The organism is Limnohabitans sp. Jir61, from assembly GCF_003063545.1.
In the GTDB taxonomy this organism is placed as follows: domain Bacteria; phylum Pseudomonadota; class Gammaproteobacteria; order Burkholderiales; family Burkholderiaceae_C; genus Limnohabitans.
The window spans coordinates 406,964-428,680 of sequence record NZ_NESD01000002.1 but is presented as its reverse complement, the minus strand read 5'-3'; the positions used below and the strand labels follow the sequence as shown (position 1 = coordinate 428,680).

At 51.6% G+C, this 21,717-nt stretch carries 23 protein-coding genes; 16 read left to right on the top strand and 7 right to left on the bottom strand.

The genetic code is table 11. From position 1 onward, the window contains the following. Positions 1-133 precede the first annotated feature (133 nt). Positions 134-1,477 (bottom strand): tRNA (N6-isopentenyl adenosine(37)-C2)-methylthiotransferase MiaB, encoded by a 1,344-nt coding sequence (gene miaB, locus B9Z35_RS08400; protein ID WP_108283240.1) that lies wholly within the window; start codon positions 1,475-1,477, stop codon positions 134-136. A gap of 258 nt (positions 1,478-1,735) precedes the next feature. Between miaB and B9Z35_RS08395 the strand changes: the two genes are divergently transcribed. Next, on the top strand, positions 1,736-2,935 hold the full coding sequence (locus B9Z35_RS08395; RefSeq protein WP_158268132.1) for a carbonic anhydrase: 1,200 nt from the start codon (positions 1,736-1,738) through the stop codon (positions 2,933-2,935). Positions 2,936-2,998: 63 nt separating this feature from the next. Here B9Z35_RS08395 and B9Z35_RS08390 read toward each other — a convergent pair whose 3' ends face one another. Continuing rightward, complete coding sequence (locus B9Z35_RS08390; protein ID WP_108283238.1) at positions 2,999-3,436, bottom strand: hypothetical protein; 438 nt, start codon at positions 3,434-3,436, stop codon at positions 2,999-3,001. 134 nt (positions 3,437-3,570) lie between these two features. Here B9Z35_RS08390 and B9Z35_RS08385 point away from each other — a divergent pair, with 134 nt between their 5' ends. Both B9Z35_RS08385 and B9Z35_RS08380 read left to right on the top strand, forming a co-directional pair. Then, positions 3,571-4,173 (top strand): hypothetical protein, encoded by a 603-nt coding sequence (locus B9Z35_RS08385; RefSeq protein ID WP_108283237.1) that lies wholly within the window; start codon positions 3,571-3,573, stop codon positions 4,171-4,173. Between the two features lie 2 nt (positions 4,174-4,175). Then, positions 4,176-4,511, top strand: a complete 336-nt coding sequence (locus B9Z35_RS08380) for a polymer-forming cytoskeletal protein (protein WP_108283236.1) — start codon at positions 4,176-4,178, stop codon at positions 4,509-4,511. A 30-nt stretch (positions 4,512-4,541) separates the two neighbouring features. On the opposite strand, the gene fliN is transcribed toward B9Z35_RS08380, so the two are convergent. From fliN to B9Z35_RS08360, 4 genes are read right to left on the bottom strand one after another with little or no spacing between them, the layout of a single operon-like run. Continuing rightward, the gene (fliN, locus tag B9Z35_RS13095; protein ID WP_233246516.1) at positions 4,542-4,961 is read right to left on the bottom strand and encodes a flagellar motor switch protein FliN; all 420 of its coding nucleotides are present in this window, start codon (positions 4,959-4,961) and stop codon (positions 4,542-4,544) included. A 14-nt stretch (positions 4,962-4,975) separates the two neighbouring features. Continuing rightward, positions 4,976-5,968 (bottom strand): flagellar motor switch protein FliM, encoded by a 993-nt coding sequence (fliM, locus tag B9Z35_RS08370; protein WP_108283235.1) that lies wholly within the window; start codon positions 5,966-5,968, stop codon positions 4,976-4,978. Positions 5,969-5,981: 13 nt separating this feature from the next. Next, positions 5,982-6,578 (bottom strand): flagellar basal body-associated protein FliL, encoded by a 597-nt coding sequence (gene fliL, locus B9Z35_RS08365; RefSeq protein WP_108283234.1) that lies wholly within the window; start codon positions 6,576-6,578, stop codon positions 5,982-5,984. 35 nt (positions 6,579-6,613) lie between these two features. Continuing rightward, positions 6,614-8,347, bottom strand: a complete 1,734-nt coding sequence (locus B9Z35_RS08360; RefSeq protein ID WP_108283233.1) for a flagellar hook-length control protein FliK — start codon at positions 8,345-8,347, stop codon at positions 6,614-6,616. Positions 8,348-8,536: 189 nt separating this feature from the next. Here B9Z35_RS08360 and flhA point away from each other — a divergent pair, with 189 nt between their 5' ends. The 8 genes from flhA (at position 8,537) to B9Z35_RS08320 (ending at position 17,022) form a co-directional block, all read left to right on the top strand. Continuing rightward, on the top strand, positions 8,537-10,633 hold the full coding sequence (gene flhA / locus B9Z35_RS08355) for a flagellar biosynthesis protein FlhA (RefSeq protein ID WP_108283517.1): 2,097 nt from the start codon (positions 8,537-8,539) through the stop codon (positions 10,631-10,633). Positions 10,634-10,670: 37 nt separating this feature from the next. After that, positions 10,671-12,059, top strand: a complete 1,389-nt coding sequence (locus tag B9Z35_RS08350) for a hypothetical protein (RefSeq protein ID WP_108283232.1) — start codon at positions 10,671-10,673, stop codon at positions 12,057-12,059. Further along, complete coding sequence (locus B9Z35_RS08345; RefSeq protein ID WP_108283231.1) at positions 12,052-12,879, top strand: MinD/ParA family protein; 828 nt, start codon at positions 12,052-12,054, stop codon at positions 12,877-12,879. Before B9Z35_RS08350 ends, B9Z35_RS08345 begins: the two co-directional genes overlap by 8 nt. Then, on the top strand, positions 12,876-13,634 hold the full coding sequence (gene fliA, locus B9Z35_RS08340) for an RNA polymerase sigma factor FliA (RefSeq protein ID WP_108283230.1): 759 nt from the start codon (positions 12,876-12,878) through the stop codon (positions 13,632-13,634). Before B9Z35_RS08345 ends, fliA begins: the two co-directional genes overlap by 4 nt. Further along, entirely contained in the window at positions 13,631-14,482 is an 852-nt protein-coding gene (locus tag B9Z35_RS08335) for a hypothetical protein (protein ID WP_146178979.1), read from the top strand. The genes fliA and B9Z35_RS08335 overlap by 4 nt, the downstream gene beginning before the upstream one ends. Before the next feature lie 97 nt (positions 14,483-14,579). Then, entirely contained in the window at positions 14,580-15,002 is a 423-nt protein-coding gene (gene fliS / locus B9Z35_RS08330) for a flagellar export chaperone FliS (RefSeq protein ID WP_108283228.1), read from the top strand. A gap of 128 nt (positions 15,003-15,130) precedes the next feature. Further along, positions 15,131-15,991, top strand: a complete 861-nt coding sequence (gene motA, locus B9Z35_RS08325) for a flagellar motor stator protein MotA (RefSeq protein ID WP_108283227.1) — start codon at positions 15,131-15,133, stop codon at positions 15,989-15,991. Further along, positions 15,991-17,022 (top strand): flagellar motor protein MotB, encoded by a 1,032-nt coding sequence (locus B9Z35_RS08320; RefSeq protein WP_108283226.1) that lies wholly within the window; start codon positions 15,991-15,993, stop codon positions 17,020-17,022. Before motA ends, B9Z35_RS08320 begins: the two co-directional genes overlap by 1 nt. Before the next feature lie 71 nt (positions 17,023-17,093). Here B9Z35_RS08320 and B9Z35_RS08315 read toward each other — a convergent pair whose 3' ends face one another. Further along, on the bottom strand, positions 17,094-18,191 hold the full coding sequence (locus B9Z35_RS08315; protein WP_108283225.1) for a sigma-54-dependent Fis family transcriptional regulator: 1,098 nt from the start codon (positions 18,189-18,191) through the stop codon (positions 17,094-17,096). 133 nt (positions 18,192-18,324) lie between these two features. Here B9Z35_RS08315 and B9Z35_RS08310 point away from each other — a divergent pair, with 133 nt between their 5' ends. Genes B9Z35_RS08310 through B9Z35_RS08290 form a run of 5 tightly spaced genes read left to right on the top strand, consistent with a single transcriptional unit; the run spans position 18,325 to position 21,708 of the window. After that, positions 18,325-18,807 (top strand): LPP20 family lipoprotein, encoded by a 483-nt coding sequence (locus tag B9Z35_RS08310; protein WP_108283224.1) that lies wholly within the window; start codon positions 18,325-18,327, stop codon positions 18,805-18,807. Between the two features lie 22 nt (positions 18,808-18,829). Further along, on the top strand, positions 18,830-19,906 hold the full coding sequence (locus tag B9Z35_RS08305; protein WP_146178978.1) for a hypothetical protein: 1,077 nt from the start codon (positions 18,830-18,832) through the stop codon (positions 19,904-19,906). A 27-nt stretch (positions 19,907-19,933) separates the two neighbouring features. After that, positions 19,934-20,329: a FimV family protein gene (locus B9Z35_RS08300; RefSeq protein ID WP_146178977.1), complete on the top strand. Its 396-nt coding sequence runs from the start codon at positions 19,934-19,936 to the stop codon at positions 20,327-20,329. A 9-nt stretch (positions 20,330-20,338) separates the two neighbouring features. Continuing rightward, positions 20,339-21,424, top strand: coding sequence for a hypothetical protein (locus B9Z35_RS08295; protein ID WP_108283221.1), 1,086 nt, complete (start codon positions 20,339-20,341; stop codon positions 21,422-21,424). Beyond that, complete coding sequence (locus B9Z35_RS08290; RefSeq protein ID WP_108283220.1) at positions 21,421-21,708, top strand: EscU/YscU/HrcU family type III secretion system export apparatus switch protein; 288 nt, start codon at positions 21,421-21,423, stop codon at positions 21,706-21,708. Before B9Z35_RS08295 ends, B9Z35_RS08290 begins: the two co-directional genes overlap by 4 nt. Positions 21,709-21,717 lie beyond the last annotated feature (9 nt).

Genomic DNA, 21,717 nt, shown 5'->3' with positions numbered 1-21,717 from the left:
ATCGCCAAAGAAAAAATCCCTGATGCTTTTCAGCTTCAGGGATTTTTTTCATGGTGCACGCCAAACGCATCGCAGCGTCATGGTCTCACGTTTGTAACAAGGCCGAAGCTTCATCAATCAGTGAGTCATCGCTTTAAGCCGACTCTTTCACAAACACCTCGCCACGCAACGAATGCGGGTTGGCTTCCGTGATCTTCACGTCAATCAATTGGTTCATCAGGCGCTCAGGGTTAGGGCCTGCTTTGAAGTTGACGATGCGGTTGCACTCGGTGCGGGCGCGTAGTTCGGTCACGTCTTTTTTGGCGTAACCATCCACCAACACACGTTGCACCGTACCCACACGTTGCACATTGATGTCGCGCATGTTGTCTTCTATGATTCTTTGCACCTCTTGCAACCGGCGCAGTTTCACCTCGTGTGGTGTGTCATCGTGCAGATTGGCCGCAGGCGTGCCAGGGCGGGGGCTGAAGATGAAGCTAAACGAGTTGTCAAAGTACACATCGTGCATGAGCTTGATGAGCTTTTGGTGGTCCTCTTCTGTCTCACCCGGAAAACCCACGATGAAGTCCGAGCTCATCGCCATGTCAGGACGAATGGCGCGCAGCTTTTTCACTGTGCTCTTGTATTCCATGGCGGTGTAGCCGCGCTTCATGGCCATCAAGATGCGGTCGCTGCCGTGCTGCACGGGCAGGTGCAAGTGGCTCACCAACTGAGGCACCTTGGCGTACACATCGATCAAGCGCTGTGTGAACTCGTTGGGGTGGCTGGTGGTGTAGCGGATGCGCTCGATGCCAGGAATCTCGGCCACGTATTCAATCAGCAACGCAAAGTCGGCAATCTCAGCCGTGCCGCCCATGGTGCCACGGTAAGCGTTGACGTTTTGACCCAAGAGCGTGACTTCTTTCACGCCTTGTGCGGCCAAGCCTGCCACTTCCACCAACACATCGTCAAACGGACGGCTCACCTCTTCGCCGCGGGTGTAAGGCACCACGCAGTAGCTGCAATATTTGCTGCAGCCTTCCATGATGCTCACAAAAGCGCTACCGCCTTCCACGCGCGCGGGTGGCAAGTGGTCAAACTTCTCAATTTCTGGAAAGCTGATGTCCACTTGAGGCTTGGCCAAGCTTTCGCGTTGGTTCAACAATTCAGGCAAGCGGTGCAGGGTTTGGGGCCCAAACACCACGTCCACATAAGGCGCGCGGGCAATGATGGTGTCGCCTTCTTGGCTAGCCACGCAGCCGCCCACAGCAATCTTGACGCCCTTGGCTTTCAAATGCTGGATGCGGCCAAGGTCAGAAAACACCTTTTCTTGGGCTTTTTCTCGCACTGAGCAGGTGTTGAAGACGATCAAGTCGGCTTCCTCGACATCGTTGGTTTTTTCGTAACCTTGGGCTTCGCCCAGCACGTCGACCATCTTGTCCGAGTCGTACTCGTTCATTTGGCAACCGAAGGTTTTAATAAAGACTTTGCGGCTCATGGCTGAGCCTCCCCGTAGGGATAAATGCAGCGGTTCATGGCGTTGATCCAGAGGCTGTTGATGAAGCTATCAATTGTAGTGGTGGCTTCTTTTGCGTACGTTTTTTGCTTTTGTCATTTGCGGCAATAATTTGCCGACATCTGTGGTGATTAAAGCTTGTGTCAAATCGAGCCGATACTCACTCACTTGCCCGAACAGGGGCGCGTGCTGCGCGTGTCTGTTTGGCTTTATCAAATGCACCCACTCAAGTGAATGGCCATGAAAAAATATTTACGACTGATCATTGAAATCGTCATGGGTCTGCTTCTCGCAGGCGCCTTGGCGTTTGGCTACTGGAGCTATACCGGTAAAAACCACATCCTGAGCGAGCTCACAGAAGCAAGCGAAGGCGCGAGCGAAGCTCAACAAGAGCTTGAAAAGCTCACCAAAGAATTGGAAGAAGCCAAAGAAAAGCTGGAAGAGTACGAACCTGCTGCTCAGCAAATGGCGGCGGTCAAAGAATCGTTCAGCAATGGCATCGTGTTGCAAGACTACGAAGCGTTCATCAAGGCCCAAAAAGGTCCAGTGACGAGCGAACGCCAATTGGGCTTGGGCGCTTTGCGTTTGCTTACCAAAGGTGCTGAAGACCCAGACACCGTGAGTGCTTTCCAAAAGGCGCTGGAGATGGCTGAGTGGTCGTCGCGCGTGAAATCCATCTGTGCTGCGCAAAACGCGTTGGCTGCAGCTGGTCAAAAAGTTAAGGTCTTGGCGGACTGCGCTGCTGAGAAGCCTGATGCAAAAGCCCATAAAAAAGGCCATGCAGTGCATTGGGATTACGCTGGTGACATGGGTCCAGAAAACTGGGGTGACGAATTCCCAACTTGCGGCAAAGGCCAAAAACAATCACCTTTGAACATCACCGGCCCTTTCGAGAAGTCGAAAGACGTGTTGGTGGTGAACTACAAAGAAGGCCCGCTGAAAATTTTAAACAACGGTCACACCATCCAAGTGAACGTGGAGCCAGGCAGCACCTTGAAGATCAACAAGGATGTTTACAACCTGTTGCAATTCCACTTCCATCGTCCTAGCGAAGAGCAAATCGATGGCAAGCCCATGGCCATGGTGGCGCATTTTGTGCACAAGAATGCCGATGGCAAACTGGCTGTGTTGGGCGTGTTGCTCAACGACGGCAAAGACAACGCATCCATCCAAACTTTGTGGGACAGCGCACCTAAAGCCGAAGGCCCAGAAGTCGTGTTTGACAAGATCAAGTTTGACCCAAGCAGCTTGGTTCCAGCCGCTTTGACACATTACAGCTACGAAGGTTCGTTGACCACGCCCCCTTGTACAGAAGGCGTGAACTTCTACATCTTGAAGACGCCGGTGGACATCGGCAAGAAGCAGGTGGTGGAGTTTCCATTTAAGCGCAACGCACGCCCAGTGCAACCTTTGAATGGCCGCAAGATCAACGCCAACTGATCGTTATTGCCCTCCATGAAAAACGCCTGCAGATGCAGGCGTTTTTTTATGGGGCCTAAAGAATCAAGAAAGCTTAGGTGGTGGTGAGGGGAGGGTGTAAAGCAACGGCATGGCAACGGCCACCAATAAAAAGACCATCACCACAAAGATCAGCAGAAGCTTGAAAAATTCCGGTGAATCAGGAAATTTTTGTTTGGGCGCAGGTGGTGTCTCAAAGTTAACGTGGGGCATTTGCAATCCAAGGCCTTCAGATCCTGCGTGCGATCGAAACACATTGACCACGGGCATGCCGTTAGGTTGTGCACCACTCAATGCGCATGCGAATCTCAATGCAGCCTGAACTTTCAATTCGCGTGAGGCAAATTGACTATATCCACCGTCTTCTAATTCGCGAACTTGCGCTACGGTTAATCCGCACAAATTTGCTGCACGTGCATGGTCTAACTTGCATACGGTTCGAAGGCGCAGCACGGCTTGTGGGTCAATCAGTTCAGCATTCATGGAATCAACTTTTTATATCTTTAAGCCTTATGGATTTATACGCCACAAAGCGTATAGACCTCGTAAATTTTTCAAATGACAATCTTGTCATATTTTGCGATTAACTTAAATACTTTTCTTTTTTCTATTTCTAGATGAATTTCCAAAAAATCAAAGAAAGCGACGAGGTTGAGTTGCCCTTGCTTTTGAAGAGCAGGCTAGTTAGCTTGGTGGATTACATCCAGCAAAAAATCAATGATGGCAAGTTTGATGCGCTGTCATTGGCAGAGATCGCTAAAGATAATCGCATGACTATCCCACAGCTGATGGAGTTTGGTTTTACGAAAGCCAATTTGGTCTGTCATGCTGTTGTTGTCAAGAATGACGCCATGATTAAAAAAATGATCGGCATGGATTTATCTGCAATGGGTAAGACGCTGACCGAGCAGGTCAAGGCTTATTTGCTTCAGATGTTTCAATATGACCTCGATCAATTGGTTTTTCGTACAGCGATCCAACCTTATGCATGGGTGTGGTCTGTGGTTGATGAAGAACGTGTGACCAACCAAGCCATGAAATTAATGACGCCTATATACATCGCACTGCACACACATGAGCTAGATCGAATTGATGCACGTTGCCAAAGTATTTGGGCGCTTTATATGCGGGGTCTGCGAACAGCAGCCCTAAGTAAAGGCACTGCCGACGATTGCTTAGCGGCTATTGCAACATCTCTCGAATTAATCACTGAAAGCTAAAAATGAACGACCAAAAAGACATGTCCAAAGAAAACAGTATCTTCATTGGTGAAGGTGTTGTGTTCAAAGGATCAATCAAAGCGCCGAATCAAGCCATTATTTCGGGAAAGTTTGATGGCGAATTAGATGCACGCGATGTGCTGATTGGAGCTTCAGGTGTCGTGACTGGAAAAACGACCGCTCAGTTCGTCGACGTCAAAGGTGAACTCAATGAAAGCGTAATCAGTCGCGAATTGTTGATTGTGCGAGGCACAGGCCGCGTACGCGGCACTGTGACTTATGGCGAGATTGAGATCGAGCGCGGCGGTCAGGTCAAAGGTGACATGATCCAACGCTAAATCAGCCCAACCAAGCTCTAGGCTTAGCGCTTAGATCAGTTTGAGGCGCTCTGAAGAGGGCACCACACGCGTCAGGCGAACACCGTAGCGGTCGTTTACCAAGACAATCTCACCTTGGGCAACCACTGAGTTGTTGACCAGCAGATCGAGTGGTTCGCCCGCAATACGGTCGAGCTCTACCACGCTACCTTGCGTGAGACGCATCAAGTCCTTGATCTTGATCTGTGCACGACCCACTTCGATGGATAAGTTCACAACGATGTTTTGCAGAACTTCAGGGTTGATGTTGCCCGGCATGGTGGGTTTGAAGTCCTCCAAGCTGGGCTCAGTATCTTCCTCTTGTGTAGCAACTTCGGCCACTTCTTCGTGTTCAGTCGCCTCAGCGGCTTGCGCAGCAGCAGTCTCGGCTTCGTCGTGTTCTGGAGTTGGGTTTTCTTTTTCGTCAGTCATGATGTATTCCTGTCTCAGGGTTTGCCGTGAACGTGTTCGTGGTCAATTTGAACGGCCACTTGTGAGCCGCGCGTGCCCACATTGACGTGGAAGGTTGGGACGCCATTGGCTGTCATCAGCGCTGTATCGTCCTTCTTGAAGAACAACAAATCGCCTTCTTGCAAATGGTTCAAGTGGTGCAGCGTGGTTTTGATTTCACCCATGGTGACTTGCAATTCCAGCTTGGCATCACCGACCGCAGCAGCAAGTTCTTTACGCCATTTTTTGTCTGACTCTTCGTTGCCTTCGCCACTTTGTACACGGCTGCTGAGCAGTTCGCGTACGGGCTTCAAGGTCGCGTAGGGGTAGACCAAATCAATGAAGCCTTTGCCGCCGCTGACGGTGGCGTCGGCTTCAAAGCGGCTCAAGACCACCAAGTCGTTTTCATCGGCAATTTGTGCGAACTGAGGGTTGATCTCAGAGCTCACGTGTTCGCATTCGATCGGCATCAAGGGGCCCCACGCTTCGGTGAGGGAGCGGAAGAACACTTCAAGAATGATCTTGATGATGCGTGTTTCAGTTGGAGTGAACAAACGGCTAGGCGGTAATTCGCCCACGCCTTTACCAAATCCACCAAAGAAACTGTCGAGCGAGCTGAACACCACATTGGGGTCAATGATGATCACCGAGTTGCCACGTAGTGGATTCATGCGAATCATATTGACTGACAAGGGCGCACGCAGGCCTTTGAGGTAGTCGCCAAACTTCAAAATTTGAACGCGTGTGGGGTTCACGCGTGGGCTGGTACGTAGCACTTCTAGCAGGCCAAGACGGAACAGTCGGATGAAGCGTTCGTTGATCATGTCGATCGACGAAACGTTCACACCTAAGCTGCTGTCTTCGCTGGCGAGGTCGTGCTTACGCACCCGCACGCTTTCATTGAAGCCAGTGTCGGTCTCGATCGAACCGTCGCGCACGCCTTCCGACAGTGCGGCCAGTTCTTCGTCCGAGAGCAGGTTTGATTTCATGGGTGTTAAAGAGTTACTGCATCACAAAAGAGGTGAAGAACACGTCTTCGATGCCGCCGAAGTCTTCGTACTTCATCAAAATTTCATTCATCACAACTTTGATTTTCGCAGCCATGTCTGTCCGGAAGTCGGCTTTGGACACGTCGGCTTCAGTGCTTTGACGCATCACGTCCAGTACAGCAGCGCGAATAGCAAATTCATGCTTTTTCACATTGTCGAACACGCGCGAATCGTAGTGGGTCATGATTGCCACTTTGACGACCATGATTTTTTTCGAGTTCGTGATATTGGTCATGAACTCTTTGTCGATTTCCAAGTAGGTGTTCTCAAAGCGCGTGGCTTCGGCTTCCTTCTTGACTTTCGATGGGCCTTCTGGTGTAGCGTTGTGTGCGTTCTCCGCTTCTTTCTCTAATTCATCCACTTTTTCATGGACTGCCGCTTCGCTCTTGTGTTCGAAGTAACCAGAGAAAAATAAGGTGCCGAACATCACTGACATGATCAGGATGATCACGGACAACACAATGACCAAAATCAAAAGAATGGGTTTCTTTTTCTTGGGTTCGCCTTCAACAACTTCTTCTGTTGCCGGTGCTGCTTCTGCTTCTGCCATATCGTTCTCCTAATGTTCAGATTGTCATGCGTAATTTATGCATAGAGGTCAAGCAAGGACGCATTGGCCTTGTTACGGGTTGAAGTAGCGCCAGAAGCGCTGCCTGTACCGCTGACTTGCGATGGTGAATTGTCTCTAACTTGGGTATTCCTATTGGAATTTCCAGAATTGTTTTGTTGGGTGTTGCCGCCGCCTTGACCCACGTTCACTTGTCCGGCATTAATGCCAAAGTTTCCAAGTGCTTCTTTTAATCGCTGGCTACTGTTTTGCAGCAAGTCGCGCGTGAGCGGGTTGTCAGCACGGAAAACAGCATCGAGTTTGCCGTCTTTCATTTCGAGTTGAATTTCTACGCCGCCTAAGTTTGAGGGACGCAGCGCAAACTTCATCTTCCACTCGCCATCGCTGAGCTGCTTGTGCATGCGAGCCGCCATTTCGGTGGCCATCTTGTCACTCAGCTGGTCATAGACCTCGCTCATGTTGGAGGCAGAGGCTTGTGCGGCATTGGCTGGGTTTGCATTCGCGGCATTTTTGTTGCTGCCGAGTGCTTGGGCAAAGCTGCTGAAGTTATTGCCTTCACCTTGTGAGGGCTGTTGGTCTGGATTGCTGTTGCCGCCGGGGTCTTCAGAGAAGCGAGTCAAGAGAGCGCTCACATCTTTTTCGTCCACGCCGGTGCCTAACAGAGACAACATATCGATGGTGCTCGGCGTTGGCGTGTTCGCTGCGCTGGTGTTCACGGGCAACACGACGGCAGGCAAGACGGTGATTTGTAATTGTTGGATCGCTGCCATGTCGGTAGGCGTCAGTCCACGTACCGTAGGCGCCACCAAAGTGGTGGCCGCTGCTGCCAAGCCCGCACCAGACACCACAACGGGTTGGTCGGCTGAGGCTGTCATGGCAGCTAACTGTGCAGCCACAGCGCTGTCTGCTGTCGCAGTTACGTTTTGTGGCACACCATTGAGGAGCACACCGCTCATAGCTGCTGGCTGTCCGTTTGGCATAGTTAGTTGTAAACCTGTGGCGTTTGCAGCGGTGGTGCCGACGAGCACAGTGGCCGGTGTGGCAGGTTGCTGCGCCAATAAGTCTTGAATGGCTGATTCATCCAGTCCCATTGATTTCGCAAAAGCGGCCAGGCTTTCTGGGCTAGGTGCCTTCTTGGGGTCGGTGATGATGCGCATTTGTGGGCTGAGCTCAACCGTTTGCAACAAGGCTGCGTTGGCGGGAGCGGTTTGTTCTGCTTGAGCTGACGTGAGTTCTGCCGCGGTGATGGCTGTATTCGCAGTCCCGATGGCGTTGGCCGCAGCTGTTTCTGCTGAAGCCACAGGTGCGGGGGCAACGGGGGCGCCTTGCATCAGGCCTGCCAAAAGCACATCTACATCGGTGTGTTCTGTTTTGCGTGTGTTGTCTTTGCTGCGCTGACGGGTGTGGCTAGAAGATGTATCGCTGTCATCAGCCTCAGACGTGGTGTTGTCTGCACGCGCCTGCTGAGTGTCTGTTTCTGAGCGATCTGCGCTGCGTTTGTCTTCAATTGGCCGTGAATCTTGTTTATCAATGACGGGTTCGGCCTGTTCGGTCGTATCAGCGGCAATAGTTTGCCGCTGCAGCGGAACCAAGCGCTGAAGCTGTCGCGCCATCACATCGGCGAAATCGAACCCCAAATTGGCACCCGCAGACGGGACCACACCAGTGCGCGCGCCTTGAGGCACCGCATTTCCGGTGTTGTTTGGCACCAGCGGCGCTGGTGGCATTTGGAGATAGCTGGACAGGTTCATGGTGGTCTTTAAACGAGTTTGCCAAGGAGTTAAGCAAGAACCGTGACAGGACAGTTCTTGCCGTTCTGGGCTGAGAGGTTGATCAGTGTCAGTTTGACTTGGCACATCGATTGCTTAATGAACATGCCTCGAAAGTATTTTCAAAGCAAAAAGAAACCTAAACGTTCCACTTTCAACTGGATTCCTTCAATGAGCACTCTCACTCTGTCAACGATTCGACACAACTTGTCGAAATTTGACCTCTCCGGACTAAGTATTCCGGTGGTGGTGCTCGTCATCATGGCGATGCTGGTCCTGCCACTGCCGCCTTTGTTGTTGGACTTTTTGTTTACTTTCAACATTCTTTGCAGCTTGGTGGTGATCATGATCGCCATCGGCACACGTAAGCCGCTCGAGTTTTCATCCTTTCCTACGGTCTTGTTGTTTGCCACCATGTTGCGCTTGGCGCTGAACGTGGCATCCACTCGTGTGGTGTTGGTCAACGGCCACGAAGGCGCTCATGCTGCCGGTAAGGTGGTGCAGGCTTTCGGTGAGTTCGTGATCGCTGGTAACTATGTGGTCGGTTTCATCATCTTCGCGATTTTGATGATCATCAACTTTGTGGTGGTGACCAAAGGTGCTGGCCGCGTTTCTGAAGTGAACGCCCGTTTTACTTTGGACGCCATGCCCGGTAAACAAATGTCGATCGACGCTGACTTGAACGCTGGCGTGATTGACCAAGATACCGCCAAACAACGCCGCGCCGAACTGGCCCAAGAATCTGACTTCTTCGGTTCCATGGACGGTGCTTCTAAATTCGTGAGCGGCGACGCCATGGCCGGCTTGTTGATTCTGTTGATCAACTTAATCGGTGGTTTGATCATCGGCGTGGCTCAGCATGACTTGCCAGTCGCAGAAGCCGGTCGCATTTACACCTTGCTCACCATTGGTGATGGCTTGGTTGCTCAAATTCCATCGTTGTTGTTGTCACTGGCCACTGCCATCATCGTGACCCGTGTGACGACCGCTGAATCTATTTCTGAGCAGGCTTCTGTTCAGTTGGCTAATCCAACGGCTTTGTTTATCTCTGCTGTGATCTTGATGATCTTGGGGATGGTGCCTGGCATGCCGCACTTGATGTTCATCACTTTGGCTTTGGCTTCTGCCGGCTTGGGTTTAATGATCGTCACACGTGAAGTACAAGACGAACAAGCTGTGCAAGCTGAAAAAGACGCTGCACCCACAGACGCTCCCAAAGAACTCGACTGGGACGATGTGGACCAAGTCGACCTCATTGGTTTGGAAATTGGCTATGGCCTGATTCCCTTGGTCAACGCCGAAACTGGCGGCGAGCTGATGACACGCGTCAAAGGCGTGCGCAAAAAATTGTCTGCCGAATTGGGCTTCTTGGTTCAACCCGTGCGTATCCGTGATGACTTGAACATCGACCCAGATGCTTACAACATCGTGCTCAAAGGCGTGGTGCGGGGCAAGGGCGAAGTCAAAGTCGGTCGCGAGCTGGCGATTAACCCAGGCCACGTGTATGGCCAATTGGAAGGTATTCCAACTCGCGAGCCAGCATTTGGTTTGGAAGCGGTGTGGATCGAACCTTCACAACGCGACCAAGCCCGCACCCTCGGTTACACCGTGGTCGATGCTGCCACCGCTATTTCGACCCATCTCAACAAAGTGTTGCGCGAAAACGCTTCTGACTTGTTGAGCCATGACGAAACCCAACAGTTACTCGACAAGTTGGCGGCCAAGTCACCCAAGATCGTCGAAGACTTGGTGCCAGGCAAGTTGTCACTCGGCATCTTGACCCGCACCTTGCAAAATTTGTTACAAGAGTCGGTGTCAATTCGCGACATGCGCACGATTGCGGAAGCTTTGACCGAAGCCAGCACCCGCACGCAAGACCCAGAACAACTGACCGCCATGGTTCGCCCCAAACTTGGCCGCATGATCATGCAAAGTTTGATTGATGGTGACAACGGTTTGCAAGTCATGACGCTCGAGCCTTCTTTGGAGCAATTGCTGCACAACGTGTTGCAGCAAAGCCAACCAGGCCAAGCCGTAGTGATGGAGCCAGGCCTATCAGAAAACTTATTTGCCGGTCTGCGCGAAGGTGCGCGCACCGTAGAAGAAATGGGCCACCCCGCTGTGTTGGTGGTGTCCCCCGTGATCCGTGGCTGGCTGTCCAAAGCCGCACGATTCCGCGTGAACGATTTGACTGTGCTGTCTTACAGCGAAATTCCGGACGATCAGGCCGTCAAAGTGATCCACACCGTGGACGCCAAAGCCCGATAACCCGTAAACCTATAACAAAGACAGAGTGAGCTGACCTATGGAACTCAAACGCATCCTTGCCCGCGACATCCGCACCGCGAACGAAAAGGCCGTGGCCCAATATGGCCCCGACGTGCTCGTCATCTCGAGTGGCCAAGTCAATGGCTTGACCGAACTGATCGTCGCGGTCGATTTGGCACCTTTGACGCCTGAAGAGGCTGATCCGTTTGTCAAGTCGGAGTATTCCAAGCCCGGCAAGCCTTCTGGCAAGTTTGATGTGTTGTTGGGTCAAACCATCGACCAAAACAAGCGTGATGCACGTGAGCGCCAAGCCACCAAAGTAGCCAAGCCTCTCGTAGAAATGGCTGCCAAAGCTGCTGCGCCTAAGGCCAAGCTCGCTGCCAAAGTAGCAGCTCACCCTGTGGACGAAAAAGCCCAGCGCGCCGCCGAAGAACACGACACCTTGCGTGGCCGCGAAATCGTGGCGCTGGTGCGTGAAGAACTCAACTCCTTGCGTCGTGAATTTAAACTCGGCCAACAAATGGCCGCTTGGCAACAAGGTGGCATGCAATTGCCTGCAGCCATTGCACCTTTGCGTGATGCCTTAAACGACGCCCCCATTCCTGTCGCCTTGCGCGCCTTGTTGATCGACAACATCAAAGACCACGACAACATGGCTGATGCCATGGGTGCGTTGAGCCGTCAATTGGCCCACTCTGTGGAACAAGAGCAAGCGCAAACGCCAGTGTCAGGTATTCATGCCTTGGCTGGCCCATCGGGTGCTGGCAAGTCGATGATGGTGGCTCGTTTGGCCCAACATGCAGCGCAATTGCACGGCAGCGAAAAAGTCATGGTCATCAGCTTCCAAGATCAGCGGGCTGGCGCTTGGAATCAAACTCAGTTGCTGTGTGCCCAGTCCGGTGTGGATTCATTCCGCGCCACCAACGCATCAACCTTGGAGTTGTTGCTCGACGAGCACACCGATCGCAAACTCATCTTGATTGACACCGCAGGTGTGCAAATGAACGAGCGCTTGGCCGAAATTCGCGCCTTTAACCTGAATGTGCAATGCCACGCTGTGATTCCCGCTGATGCATCCGCAGCCAATATCCGCCGCGTGTTTGACAACGCCGATAACGTGTGGGCCTCTTTGATGCTCAGTAAGTTGGACGAGTCCACTCAGCCATGGGCTTTGTTGCAGTTCTTGACCGACAAATCTTTGAGCGTGTCTGTCGCCAGTCATGGCGAGCGCACCTTAGATTTGGTGCAAGACGTGTCTTTGGCAGGCTTGGTGCAATGCGCTCTCGACAACCTGCCATTGCCAGAAACCGAAGAGCAAGCGCAACAAAACGCACGTGATGCAGCTGTCAATGATTTGGCTGCTTCCAAACTGGCGCAAATCGCCGCTAAATTTAAAACCGAAACCACAGGCTTGACCCATGAGTAATCCACGTAGAACAGAAGTCATCGGCATTGCCAGCGGCAAGGGCGGCGTCGGTAAAACCACTACCTCCATCAACTTGGCGGTGGCGCTGACTCAGCTCGGTCACAGCGTCATGCTGTTTGACGCTGATTTGGGTCTGGCCAACGCACAAATTGCACTGGGCGCTCGCGCTGAGTACAACTTGGGTCACTTCTTGGCAGGTCAAAAAACCTTGCAAGAAATTCTTATTACCACTCGCCAAGGCGTGAAGCTGATTCCTGGTGCCTCCGGCATGCAAGAGTTGGCTGGCTTGAGCGACATTCAAGCGGCCAGCATCGTGCAGTCGTTTGGCGTGTTGGCAGACGATGTCGATTATTTGATCGTTGACGTCGCCGCCGGTATTTCACCCTCGGTGCTGTCTTTCTTGGCTGCTTGCCAACGCCGCTTCATCGTGGTCAAAGACGACCCGTCGTCGATTGCCGATGCCTACGGCACCATCAAGATCTTGAGCAAAGAGATGGGCCTCGACGAAATCTACCTCTTGCCCAACATGGTCAAGAGCCAGTCGGAAGGCTGGAAACTGTACAAAAAGCTCAACGACGTCTGTGTGCGTTTCTTGGGCGAGTCGGTGCACTACCTCACCTCGATCGAAGAAGACGAGATGGTGTTGCGTGCCCTCAAAAAATACCAGTCGGTGATGGAACTCGCCCCTGGTACGGCCGCCGCTCGTGATTACATGCGCTTAGCTGAGGCATGTACGCACTTGCGTCCGATTGACCACCCATCCGGTGGTCTGCAATTCTTCATGGAACGACTGATGAAAAACAGTTCGGCTGACGCATGAGAACACTATCTCCCGTACAAATGTACGAGTCCTGCAAGCCCAAAGGCGAGGACTTGGTCATGGCCCATTTGGGTCTGGTCAAGCGTGTTGCCTTGCACTTGAAGGCCCGTATTCCTGCATTCATGGAGCTCGATGAGCTAGTCCAAGTGGGCATGATTGGCTTGCTTGAGGCTTCTCGCGCTTTTGATCCGTCAAAAGGCATTGAGTTTGAAAACTTTGCACACAGCCGTGTGCGTGGTGCCATGCTTGATGAGGTACGACGTTTGTCGTTCTTACCCCGTTCAGCCGTGGCCTTTAACAAAGAACACAACACCACGGTGCACGCCTTGGCAGCCGAGTTGGGCCGCACGCCCACGCAGGCTGAAATTGCCGAATACATGGGCAAAGACCTTGAAGAGTTTCATAAAGAGCGTGGCAAAGCCAAACGCTTTGAAACCTATTCGATGGAAGTGGTCACCGAAGAGGTGATGACGATTGCTGACGACAGCTCACAGCAACCCGAAGTGATCGTCGAAGAAGCCCAGTTCATGGATGCCGTGACCGATGCGATTGCCCAACTGCCCGAACGTGAGCAGTTGGTCATGCAGCTCTACTATGTGGAAGAGTTCAACCTCAAAGAGATTGGCGAAACATTGGGTGTGAGCGAATCTCGCGTCAGTCAAATTTTGTCTTCTGTTGTGAAGAAATTGCGTGGCACGCTGAAGGTGGGCGATGCTGAAGAAACAGAGAAAGTTGAGACAAGGAGACGCGCATGAGTAATTTCATGATGAACATGATCTCTTGGGTCTTGCTGATCTTGGTGATCTTGACTTTGTATCTCATCGACAAGATCAATCACTTGGCTCGGATGTATGAGGCACCTAAGCCTGAAACGCCAGGTCTACCTCAGTTCGAAACAGAAATTCCGAGCGACTTGCTGTTTTCTGGCTTAGAAGGCAAAAAGTTGTGGGACGCCATGAACGGCAGGCAGGTTGACGGCTTTGATGCAACGTTGATTGAAGCTTTACGCCCACACTACGAACCTATCTTGCGCGAGCACATCACAGCCACCTTCAAAGATGGACTTGAAGAGGAAGGCAGTGACGAGAGTAAGGTGCCAAGCTCATTGCGAAAAATATCAACTGTGCGTGGCTTTATCCAATCTTGGTTGCCACCACAGCATCTGGGCAGCATTTATCGTTCGGCGGTGGAATTCGCTGGCACGTATGCCAACAATCCTGACCCCGAGGTATTGCTCCGTTTGAAGCAAACCGTCGATAGCGTGGCAGACATGCTTTATCAACGCGTAGGTATTACCAATGAAGTGCCGTTCTCAGACTTCTTGTTTGATGATGTAGAAATTCATGAGCCTGAAGAAGAAATGCTCGCATTGACAGATCAATCGGGTGCAGCACAGACTCTGGGCGAGGGCGTTTTGGAAAACAGTGACACCTTTGAACCTACGCCGCTAGAGCTTGCGCAGGGTTTAGAGCATGTGCAGGCTTACGAGGATGAACAGCGGCAAGAAATTGCCGCCGAAACAGTCGAGGCGGTGATGATTCCTGAAGACACACATGAAGAAGCATCAGTGGTTGACGTATCAGCTGAGGCGAAACCTGCTTAATATGAATTCATCTATCGTTGCTGCGAATATCTCTCAAGTTTGGGGTGACTCTTCCGATACTGTCTGTGTACGCTAAGAAATACACAGGAGTTATCAGATGCGAGCCAATTCACGAGCCATTCAAAGTTACGGCGATGTCAAAGTCAGTAGCGGCGTAGCCACAGCGAACAATGTGCAATTGATTCAAATGTTGTTTGATGGCTTGTTGGAAAGTCTGTCCACTGCACGTGGCCACATCCAACATAAAAATATCAATGAAAAATCTAAAGCCATTGCACGTGCCAGTCGCATTGTGATTGGCTTGCAAGGTGCTTTGGATTTTGAAAAAGGCGGCGATCTGGCCAACAACCTCAATGAGTTGTACAGCTATGTGACCCGTCGACTGTTTCACGCAAACGCCCACAATGATGTGGTTGTTTTGGATGAAATTTACGGTTTGATGCGCGAAATTCGCGATGCTTGGGAGGGCGTGCCTTCCTTGGTGCCAGCGAGCAACCGACCAGCCGGCATGATGAATTGATAGGGCTTTTCTGCTTTCCAGCAGATTTGTCTTGTTTATCAGTTAATCTTGCAGGTTGTGAGGGACAATTTATAGGCGCATCCAAGTTTTTTGCTTGGATGCGCCAACCTGCTTGGGGAGAGTGTTAGATGTCAGCAATTATTGGTTTGGTCGTTCTGTTCATTTGCGTGTTCGGTGGTTTCGTGATCGCCGGCGGTAGTTTGGCGCCCATTATCAAATCCACTCCCTACGAGATGTTCATTATTGGTGGTGCGGGTGTGGCCGGCATGATCACAGGTAACTCGGGTGCCATCTTTAAGGGCGCTTGGGGCGGCATGGGGCGCGTTTTGAAAGGTCCCAAGTACCACAAGGAAGACTATATTGGCATCATTGCCGTCATCTCCAAGCTGATGAAAACACTCAAAGCTGAAGGTGCTGTGGCGATGGAATCTCACGTCGAGAACCCTGAGGCGAGTGCCATATTTGGCGAATGTCCCAAGATGTTAGCTGACCACGGACTGGTGGGTTTGATTTGCGACACCATCCGTTTGATGGTGGTTTCTTCCGGTACTTTGAGCCCTTATGCGGTGGAAGACGTGATGACCGCTTCTATCAAGCATCACCACCACAGCGAAATGCAAAACGCAGATGCGTTGTCTACCCTTGCAGGCGCGCTGCCCGCGTTGGGTATTGTGGCTTGCGTGTTGGGTGTGGTGAAGACCATGGGCGCGATTGACCAACCTCCACCTGTGCTGGGTGCCTTGATTGGTGGCGCGTTGGTGGGTACGTTCTTGGGTGTGTTCTTGGCTTACGGTATTTTTGAACCTTTTGGCAAGCGCTTGGTGCAAATCATTGATGAAGATAGCGAAGCTTTGAAAGTTGCTCAGCAAGTCATCATTGGCAATATGCATGGTTATCCAGTTCCTTTGGTGATTGAAGCTGCACGTGTGTGTATCAATCACCACGCTCAGCCGACCTTTGGCGAACTCTTTGACGCATTGAGGAAATAATGGCTGACGAAAAAGACGCGGCAGCCGCCCCAGCGGATGCCGATAAAGCAGCACAAGAAGCCGCAGCAGCGGCCGCTGCCGCTGCTGAAGCTGCAAAAGCGGAAGAAGAAAAAGAAGAAGCACCAGCCCCTGTCATCATCATTAAGAAAATCATTGATGAGGGCCACGGTGGTGCTCATGGTGGTGCTTGGAAGATTGCGTTGGCCGACATGATGACGGCGATGATGGCCTTCTTCTTGTTGATGTGGCTGTTGGGCGCGTCTAACGAAGATCAGCGCAAAAGCATTGCCGATTACTTCAAACCCACTTCACAAAGTTTGGTTGCTATCGGTCAACTGGCGGGCTCCAACGGCGTGTTGGGTGGCCGATCCATCATTGATCCCGATGGCTTTCCGTTTGCAGCCAAGCAAACTGCGTTGCTGGAGCGTTTGACACCTCGCTCTGAAGGTGGCCCCAACCCTAGCACTGACCCCGGTCAAGAAAACAACAATCCCTATTCAGACCCAGACAAGCTGACGCCTGAACAGAAGAAAGAAATTGCCCAAGCCCAAGAAAAGGCCGACTTTGACAAGCTTGAAAAAGAGATTGAGCAAAAGCTGTCGGAAAACAAAAAGCTGGGTGGACTGAAAGACCAAGTGTCTGTCACGCGTGACAAGCAAGGCTTGCGTATTGAGATCATCGACAAAGCCGACTTTGCCATGTTCCCAAGCGGTGGCATGAGCATGCAAGGCAAAGCATCTAGCTTGATCACTGAAATCGCAGCTTCATTGGCGGATATGCCCAACAAAATAGCGATTCGTGGCCATACCGACAGCGTGCCCTTCAACAACAAAGAAGGTCGCAACAACTGGTCGCTCTCTGCCGAGCGTGCAGAAGTGACCCGTGCTTTGCTGGAAAAGAGTGGGATCAAAGAAAGCCGCTTCGCTCGCATTGAGGGCGTAGCTGACACCGATCCTTTCAACCCGAAAGACCCGCGTGATCCTCGCAACCGTCGCATGAGTATCACGGTGCTTTACAACGAACAGGACTGATCAGTCTTTTTCAAACAAAAAAAGGCAGCTTGATGAGCTGCCTTTTTTGTGTCGGAAATTAGCTGTGGTTTTTAAGCAGGACGCAACTCATACTTGTTGATTTTCTCAATCAAAGTGGTGCGCTGCAAATTCAACAATTTAGCTGTACGTGACACATTGCCAGAGTTACGAGTGAGTGCCTGCTCAATGATGCTGCGTTCAATTTGCGCCATACGTTCTTTGAGTGACATGCCTTCTGGCGGCAGTTGAGGCATACCTTGCGCCAACATGATCAAGCCTTCGATTTCGTTTTCCTCTTCCTCAGGCTCGTCTTGCATTTCTGCCAGAACTTCTGGGGGCGGCGTCATTTCGAGCTTGGCCAGCAGTGGCGCTTGAGCTTGCAACTCAGCTTGTGCAGAAACCAACCCCTTGGGCAGCAGGGTAGGAGGAATGGCGCGTAAATCGAGTTCTTGGCCAGCGTAGAGCGTGCTGAACCGGTCCACAACGTTGGAAAGCTCGCGAACGTTTCCAGGCCAGGGGTATTTTTGCAAAGCCGCTAAAAAATCGGGTTTGAATCGAATCGGTTGCTTGCCAAAGGTGACACATTTTTTTGCAAAAAAAGCCAACAATTCTGGGATGTCTGTGTTGCGTTCACGCAACGGAGGCGTCACCATGGGCAGCACATTGAGGCGGTAGTACAAGTCTTCGCGGAACCGACCTGCTGCAATTTCGTTTTCTAAGTCACGGTGCGTCGCGGCGACAACACGAACATCGACTTGAACTTGCCGTGTTCCACCGATGGGGTCGACGGTGCGTTCTTGCAAAACGCGTAGCAACTTCACTTGCATGTCTAAAGACATGTCGCCGATTTCATCGAGAAAGATCGTACCGCCATGGGCCAATTCAAAACGACCAATGCGATCTGCGACGGCGCCCGTGAATGCGCCCTTTCTGTGGCCAAACAGCTCACTTTCCAGCAAATCCTTGGGGATTGCGGCACAGTTGATGGGTACAAAGTTAGCGCCACAGCGGTCAGATTGCTCATGCAGCAGCCGAGCTAAAAGCTCTTTACCTGTTCCGCTTTCACCAGTGATCATCACCGTAGCGTTGGAGTTGGCCATCGTAGCGACCAACTGACGCAGAGCTGCGGCTGATTCGCTGGAGCCAATAAAGTTTGTTGTGGGCTTCATGTCAAAAATTCCTACACATGATTGTCGGTGACAACAAATCTTTCACAAGACAGAAAAAGTATTCGTATTGCAAATAATTAAAGATGCAACGCTCGGTGCCGAATCTAGGGGGAGACCTCTCAAGGACATAAATATGAACCGCATCACCATTTGGGCTGTGACAGCCGCCACCATCCTGTTGACAGCTTGCGCCAACACGCCGCCACCCATGCCTGCACCAGCGCGTGTCGATGAATCGGCCAATATGATCACGCCCATGACCCAAAAACGTGAGACTTTGGTGGCAACTGGCTACGCGGTCATTAGTATCCAAAATCATCGCAATCCAGCCCAGCAGCGTTTGTTGGCCATTCGTGCTTCAAAACTTGACGCTTATCGCGCTTTGACGGAGCAGGTCTATGGTCAACAACTGGACGCCAGTACCACTGTGGCAGATATGACCGTCATGAGTGATACCTTCCGAGCCCGCGTGGAAGGTGTGATCTATGGCGCTGTTTTAGTCAGTATCACGCCTGTGGGTGATGACACTTATGAAACCACCATGTCACTGGATCGCAACGTGGTCAATGACTTACGTGCTTTGTACATAGCCAGTTTGAGCAGCAAGCGTAATTAAGCATTGCCAAAGAAGCGTTTTTATGTGGACTTCGCCTTATCGACACCTTTATTTACCAATCCTGTTGGGGTTGTTGGGTGTCAACTTTTCAGTCGCAGCTGCAGACTTGAGCGCTGAAGAGCGACTCAGGGCTATTCGTGCCGCCATGGTGGAAGCTGCTATGAAGTCCAACACCCGTGTCAGCGCTACCAGCTGGATGGAAAGCGATGGCAAGCTGCGTGAGTTGAATCGTTTTTCATCAGAAATTAAATTGCGTGATTTGCAGGTGGCTCAATACGTGCGTGACGCAGGACAGCAACCTCGAGCGGAGTTGGCAGTTACTAACAACGTAGAAGCAGTCCAGCCGGGTCGATGCGAAGCACCTCAAGCCAAAGCCCCTTTGCGTCAGGTCATGACAGTGGGCGTTGATTTATCCCCAGGTCTGGCCCCAGCGCAACGCTATCAAGCGCAACAACTTGTATTTGCCGCACGTACAAAGCTCATGCAAGCTGGGGCAAGAGCTGATCGTTGGCATTTGATCAGTGCGCAAGCTCAAACACGGACTTATGACAGATTGGTTCATGGCCATGGTGAAGAGCATGTGCAGTGGCATGCGCAACTCACTGTCACGCCAGTACCTTTGGCAGGTGTTTCCGATGACTATTCTGCATTTGGTCTGAATTTGTCTGTGAGTGGGCCTGGTAAGCGCCAAGCTTGGTTCAATGCACAAGAAGTGGTGATGCCGAGTATCCCTACGCAAACCTATGGCACACCTAAGATGGACACTGACACCAATGCAGAGATTGCCCGTGCAGTCTCTGCCATGGTGCAGCAACTGGATAAACAATTGGCTTGTGAACCACAAACCTTCACAGTTCAGCAAACACAAGGACGCTTAGCGCTCAATGCTGGTGAAAACGCGGGACTTCGCGTAGGCGATAAGCTCATGGTGGCAGATCCATCTGTCCTGCCGCGCCATACCTTGGAGCCGGGTGCACTTGACGCGGCTGTCCTGGCCGAAGTCAAATCAGTCAGCGCGTATCAAGCCGAAATCAAACAAGTGGCTGGACGCAAACAAAAATTCAATGGGGCTTGGGTTGCTTGGCCTTACACGTACTAAGAGATGACGGGAGAACCGACTATGAACATGACTACCACTTCCGTTCGCACCTTGCTGAGCTGCATCGCCTTGGCTTACCCATTGTGGGCGATTGCTGCAGGCCCAACGACTCGGACCACATATCAAGTGGAGACGGGTGAAACGTTGGATAAGGTCATCCGCAAAACGATGCCCGATAGTCCACTGCGTATCGAAATTTTGCGCAATGCCTTTGTTCAACAAAATCCTCAAGCATTCACCAAATCTCCTCCCCGTTCTTTGATGGCGGGCGCTATCTTGAATGTCCCTAGCCATGATGATCTCTTGCGCAGCTATACCGTGCCAGGCCACTCACCGGGCAACAGCGGCCTACACAGAGGTGGTGGCTATTCCACGGCTGATATCAACATGAACGAGCGCAAAAACTGGGTGCGCTTTCCCTAAAGGGCCAACATGGCCATCATGGGACCAGAAGGCGTCCACGCGATTGCGCGTGTGGCGCCTATTCATTTGGAGACGCGTACAGTTTATGTAGAGGCACCTGTTGCGCGTCAGTTGGGGCTGCATGATGGGCAAATTGTGCAAGCTGTCGCAGCCATGCGCAACGATCAGCTCAAACTGGTTCTGAATGAGCACAGTTTCAATATTCCCCTGTTTCCGTACATCAAAGAGGGTGACCACCTTCAGTTGCGTGCGCAGGAATTGAGTAACGGCAAATGGGCTTTGCAGTTGCTGCACACTGGTAGTTTTGCAGGAACTGAAGCATCGCAAGCAGCTATTCCGACGCGCCTGAATGCACTCATGTTTCAGCCCGGTGGTTTTGCAAACCTATTGACGTTGCTACGTCCTGGGGTGCTCGAAAGTCTGGTTCCTCCTGTTCAAGATGCGGCCGAGTTAAAAAAACGTATCAATGCACAGCGCCTAAGCATGGGTGGTTTGCAAGCGCAAACTTTGAAGCGCTTTGTACTGGGCCATGCCAAGACAAGTGAATCAAGCTTGGCTGATGGTGATGCTGTGCCAGACAACACCAAAGTTTTGCTGCGCTTATTAATGGCGGAGCGCGAAGGCATCGAAGACAAAGATGCCGATTCTGAACATAGTTTGCATCATGCCTTGGATGAGCTAGAGGCAGCGCAAGTTCAGTCGGCTCAAAACCTGCATAAAGGTGATTTGAATTTAGCTTTGGTGATCCCATTTCGAGATGCGGACCCTGTGGAGTTGCACTTCGAACAAAAAGGTAACAAGCCAGGGCAACCCAAAAACCCATTGGTGGTGAACATGCACACGCAAAGTCGGGTGCTAGGTGAAGTCTGGCTAAAAACCACGATAAGCAATAGCTCTCAGGTCGACCTCACCATGTGGGCTGTAAAAAAAGACATTGCTGAGTTAGCCAAGTTCAATGCCAGTGAGCTTACTTATGAGCTTGAAAATGCAGGCTTGGTTATGGGCAGTTTTCAGGTCTTTAATGCACCAAGACCAGATGCCAAACAAGATAGACCAACACCAGATCACGGTGCATTGGTGGACACCCAAGCATGACCGACAAACACTACACGCAAGCCGTAGCGCTGGAATATGGTCGTAACAAGGCACCTGTGCTGACAGCCAAAGGCGATGACGAACTCGCGCGTCGGATCGTGGCAGAAGCAAAAAAACAGGGTGTCTATGTGGCAGAAGACCCGAGACTCTTAGCCATGCTGAGTCGACTCGATGTAGGTCAGGAAATACCGCAAGATATGTTTACGGCAGTCGCAGTGATTCTTGCTTGGGTGTATTGGCTCAAGGGCATGCAGCCCGGTGATGAAAAGCCTAATCAGGCTTGATAAGCAGTA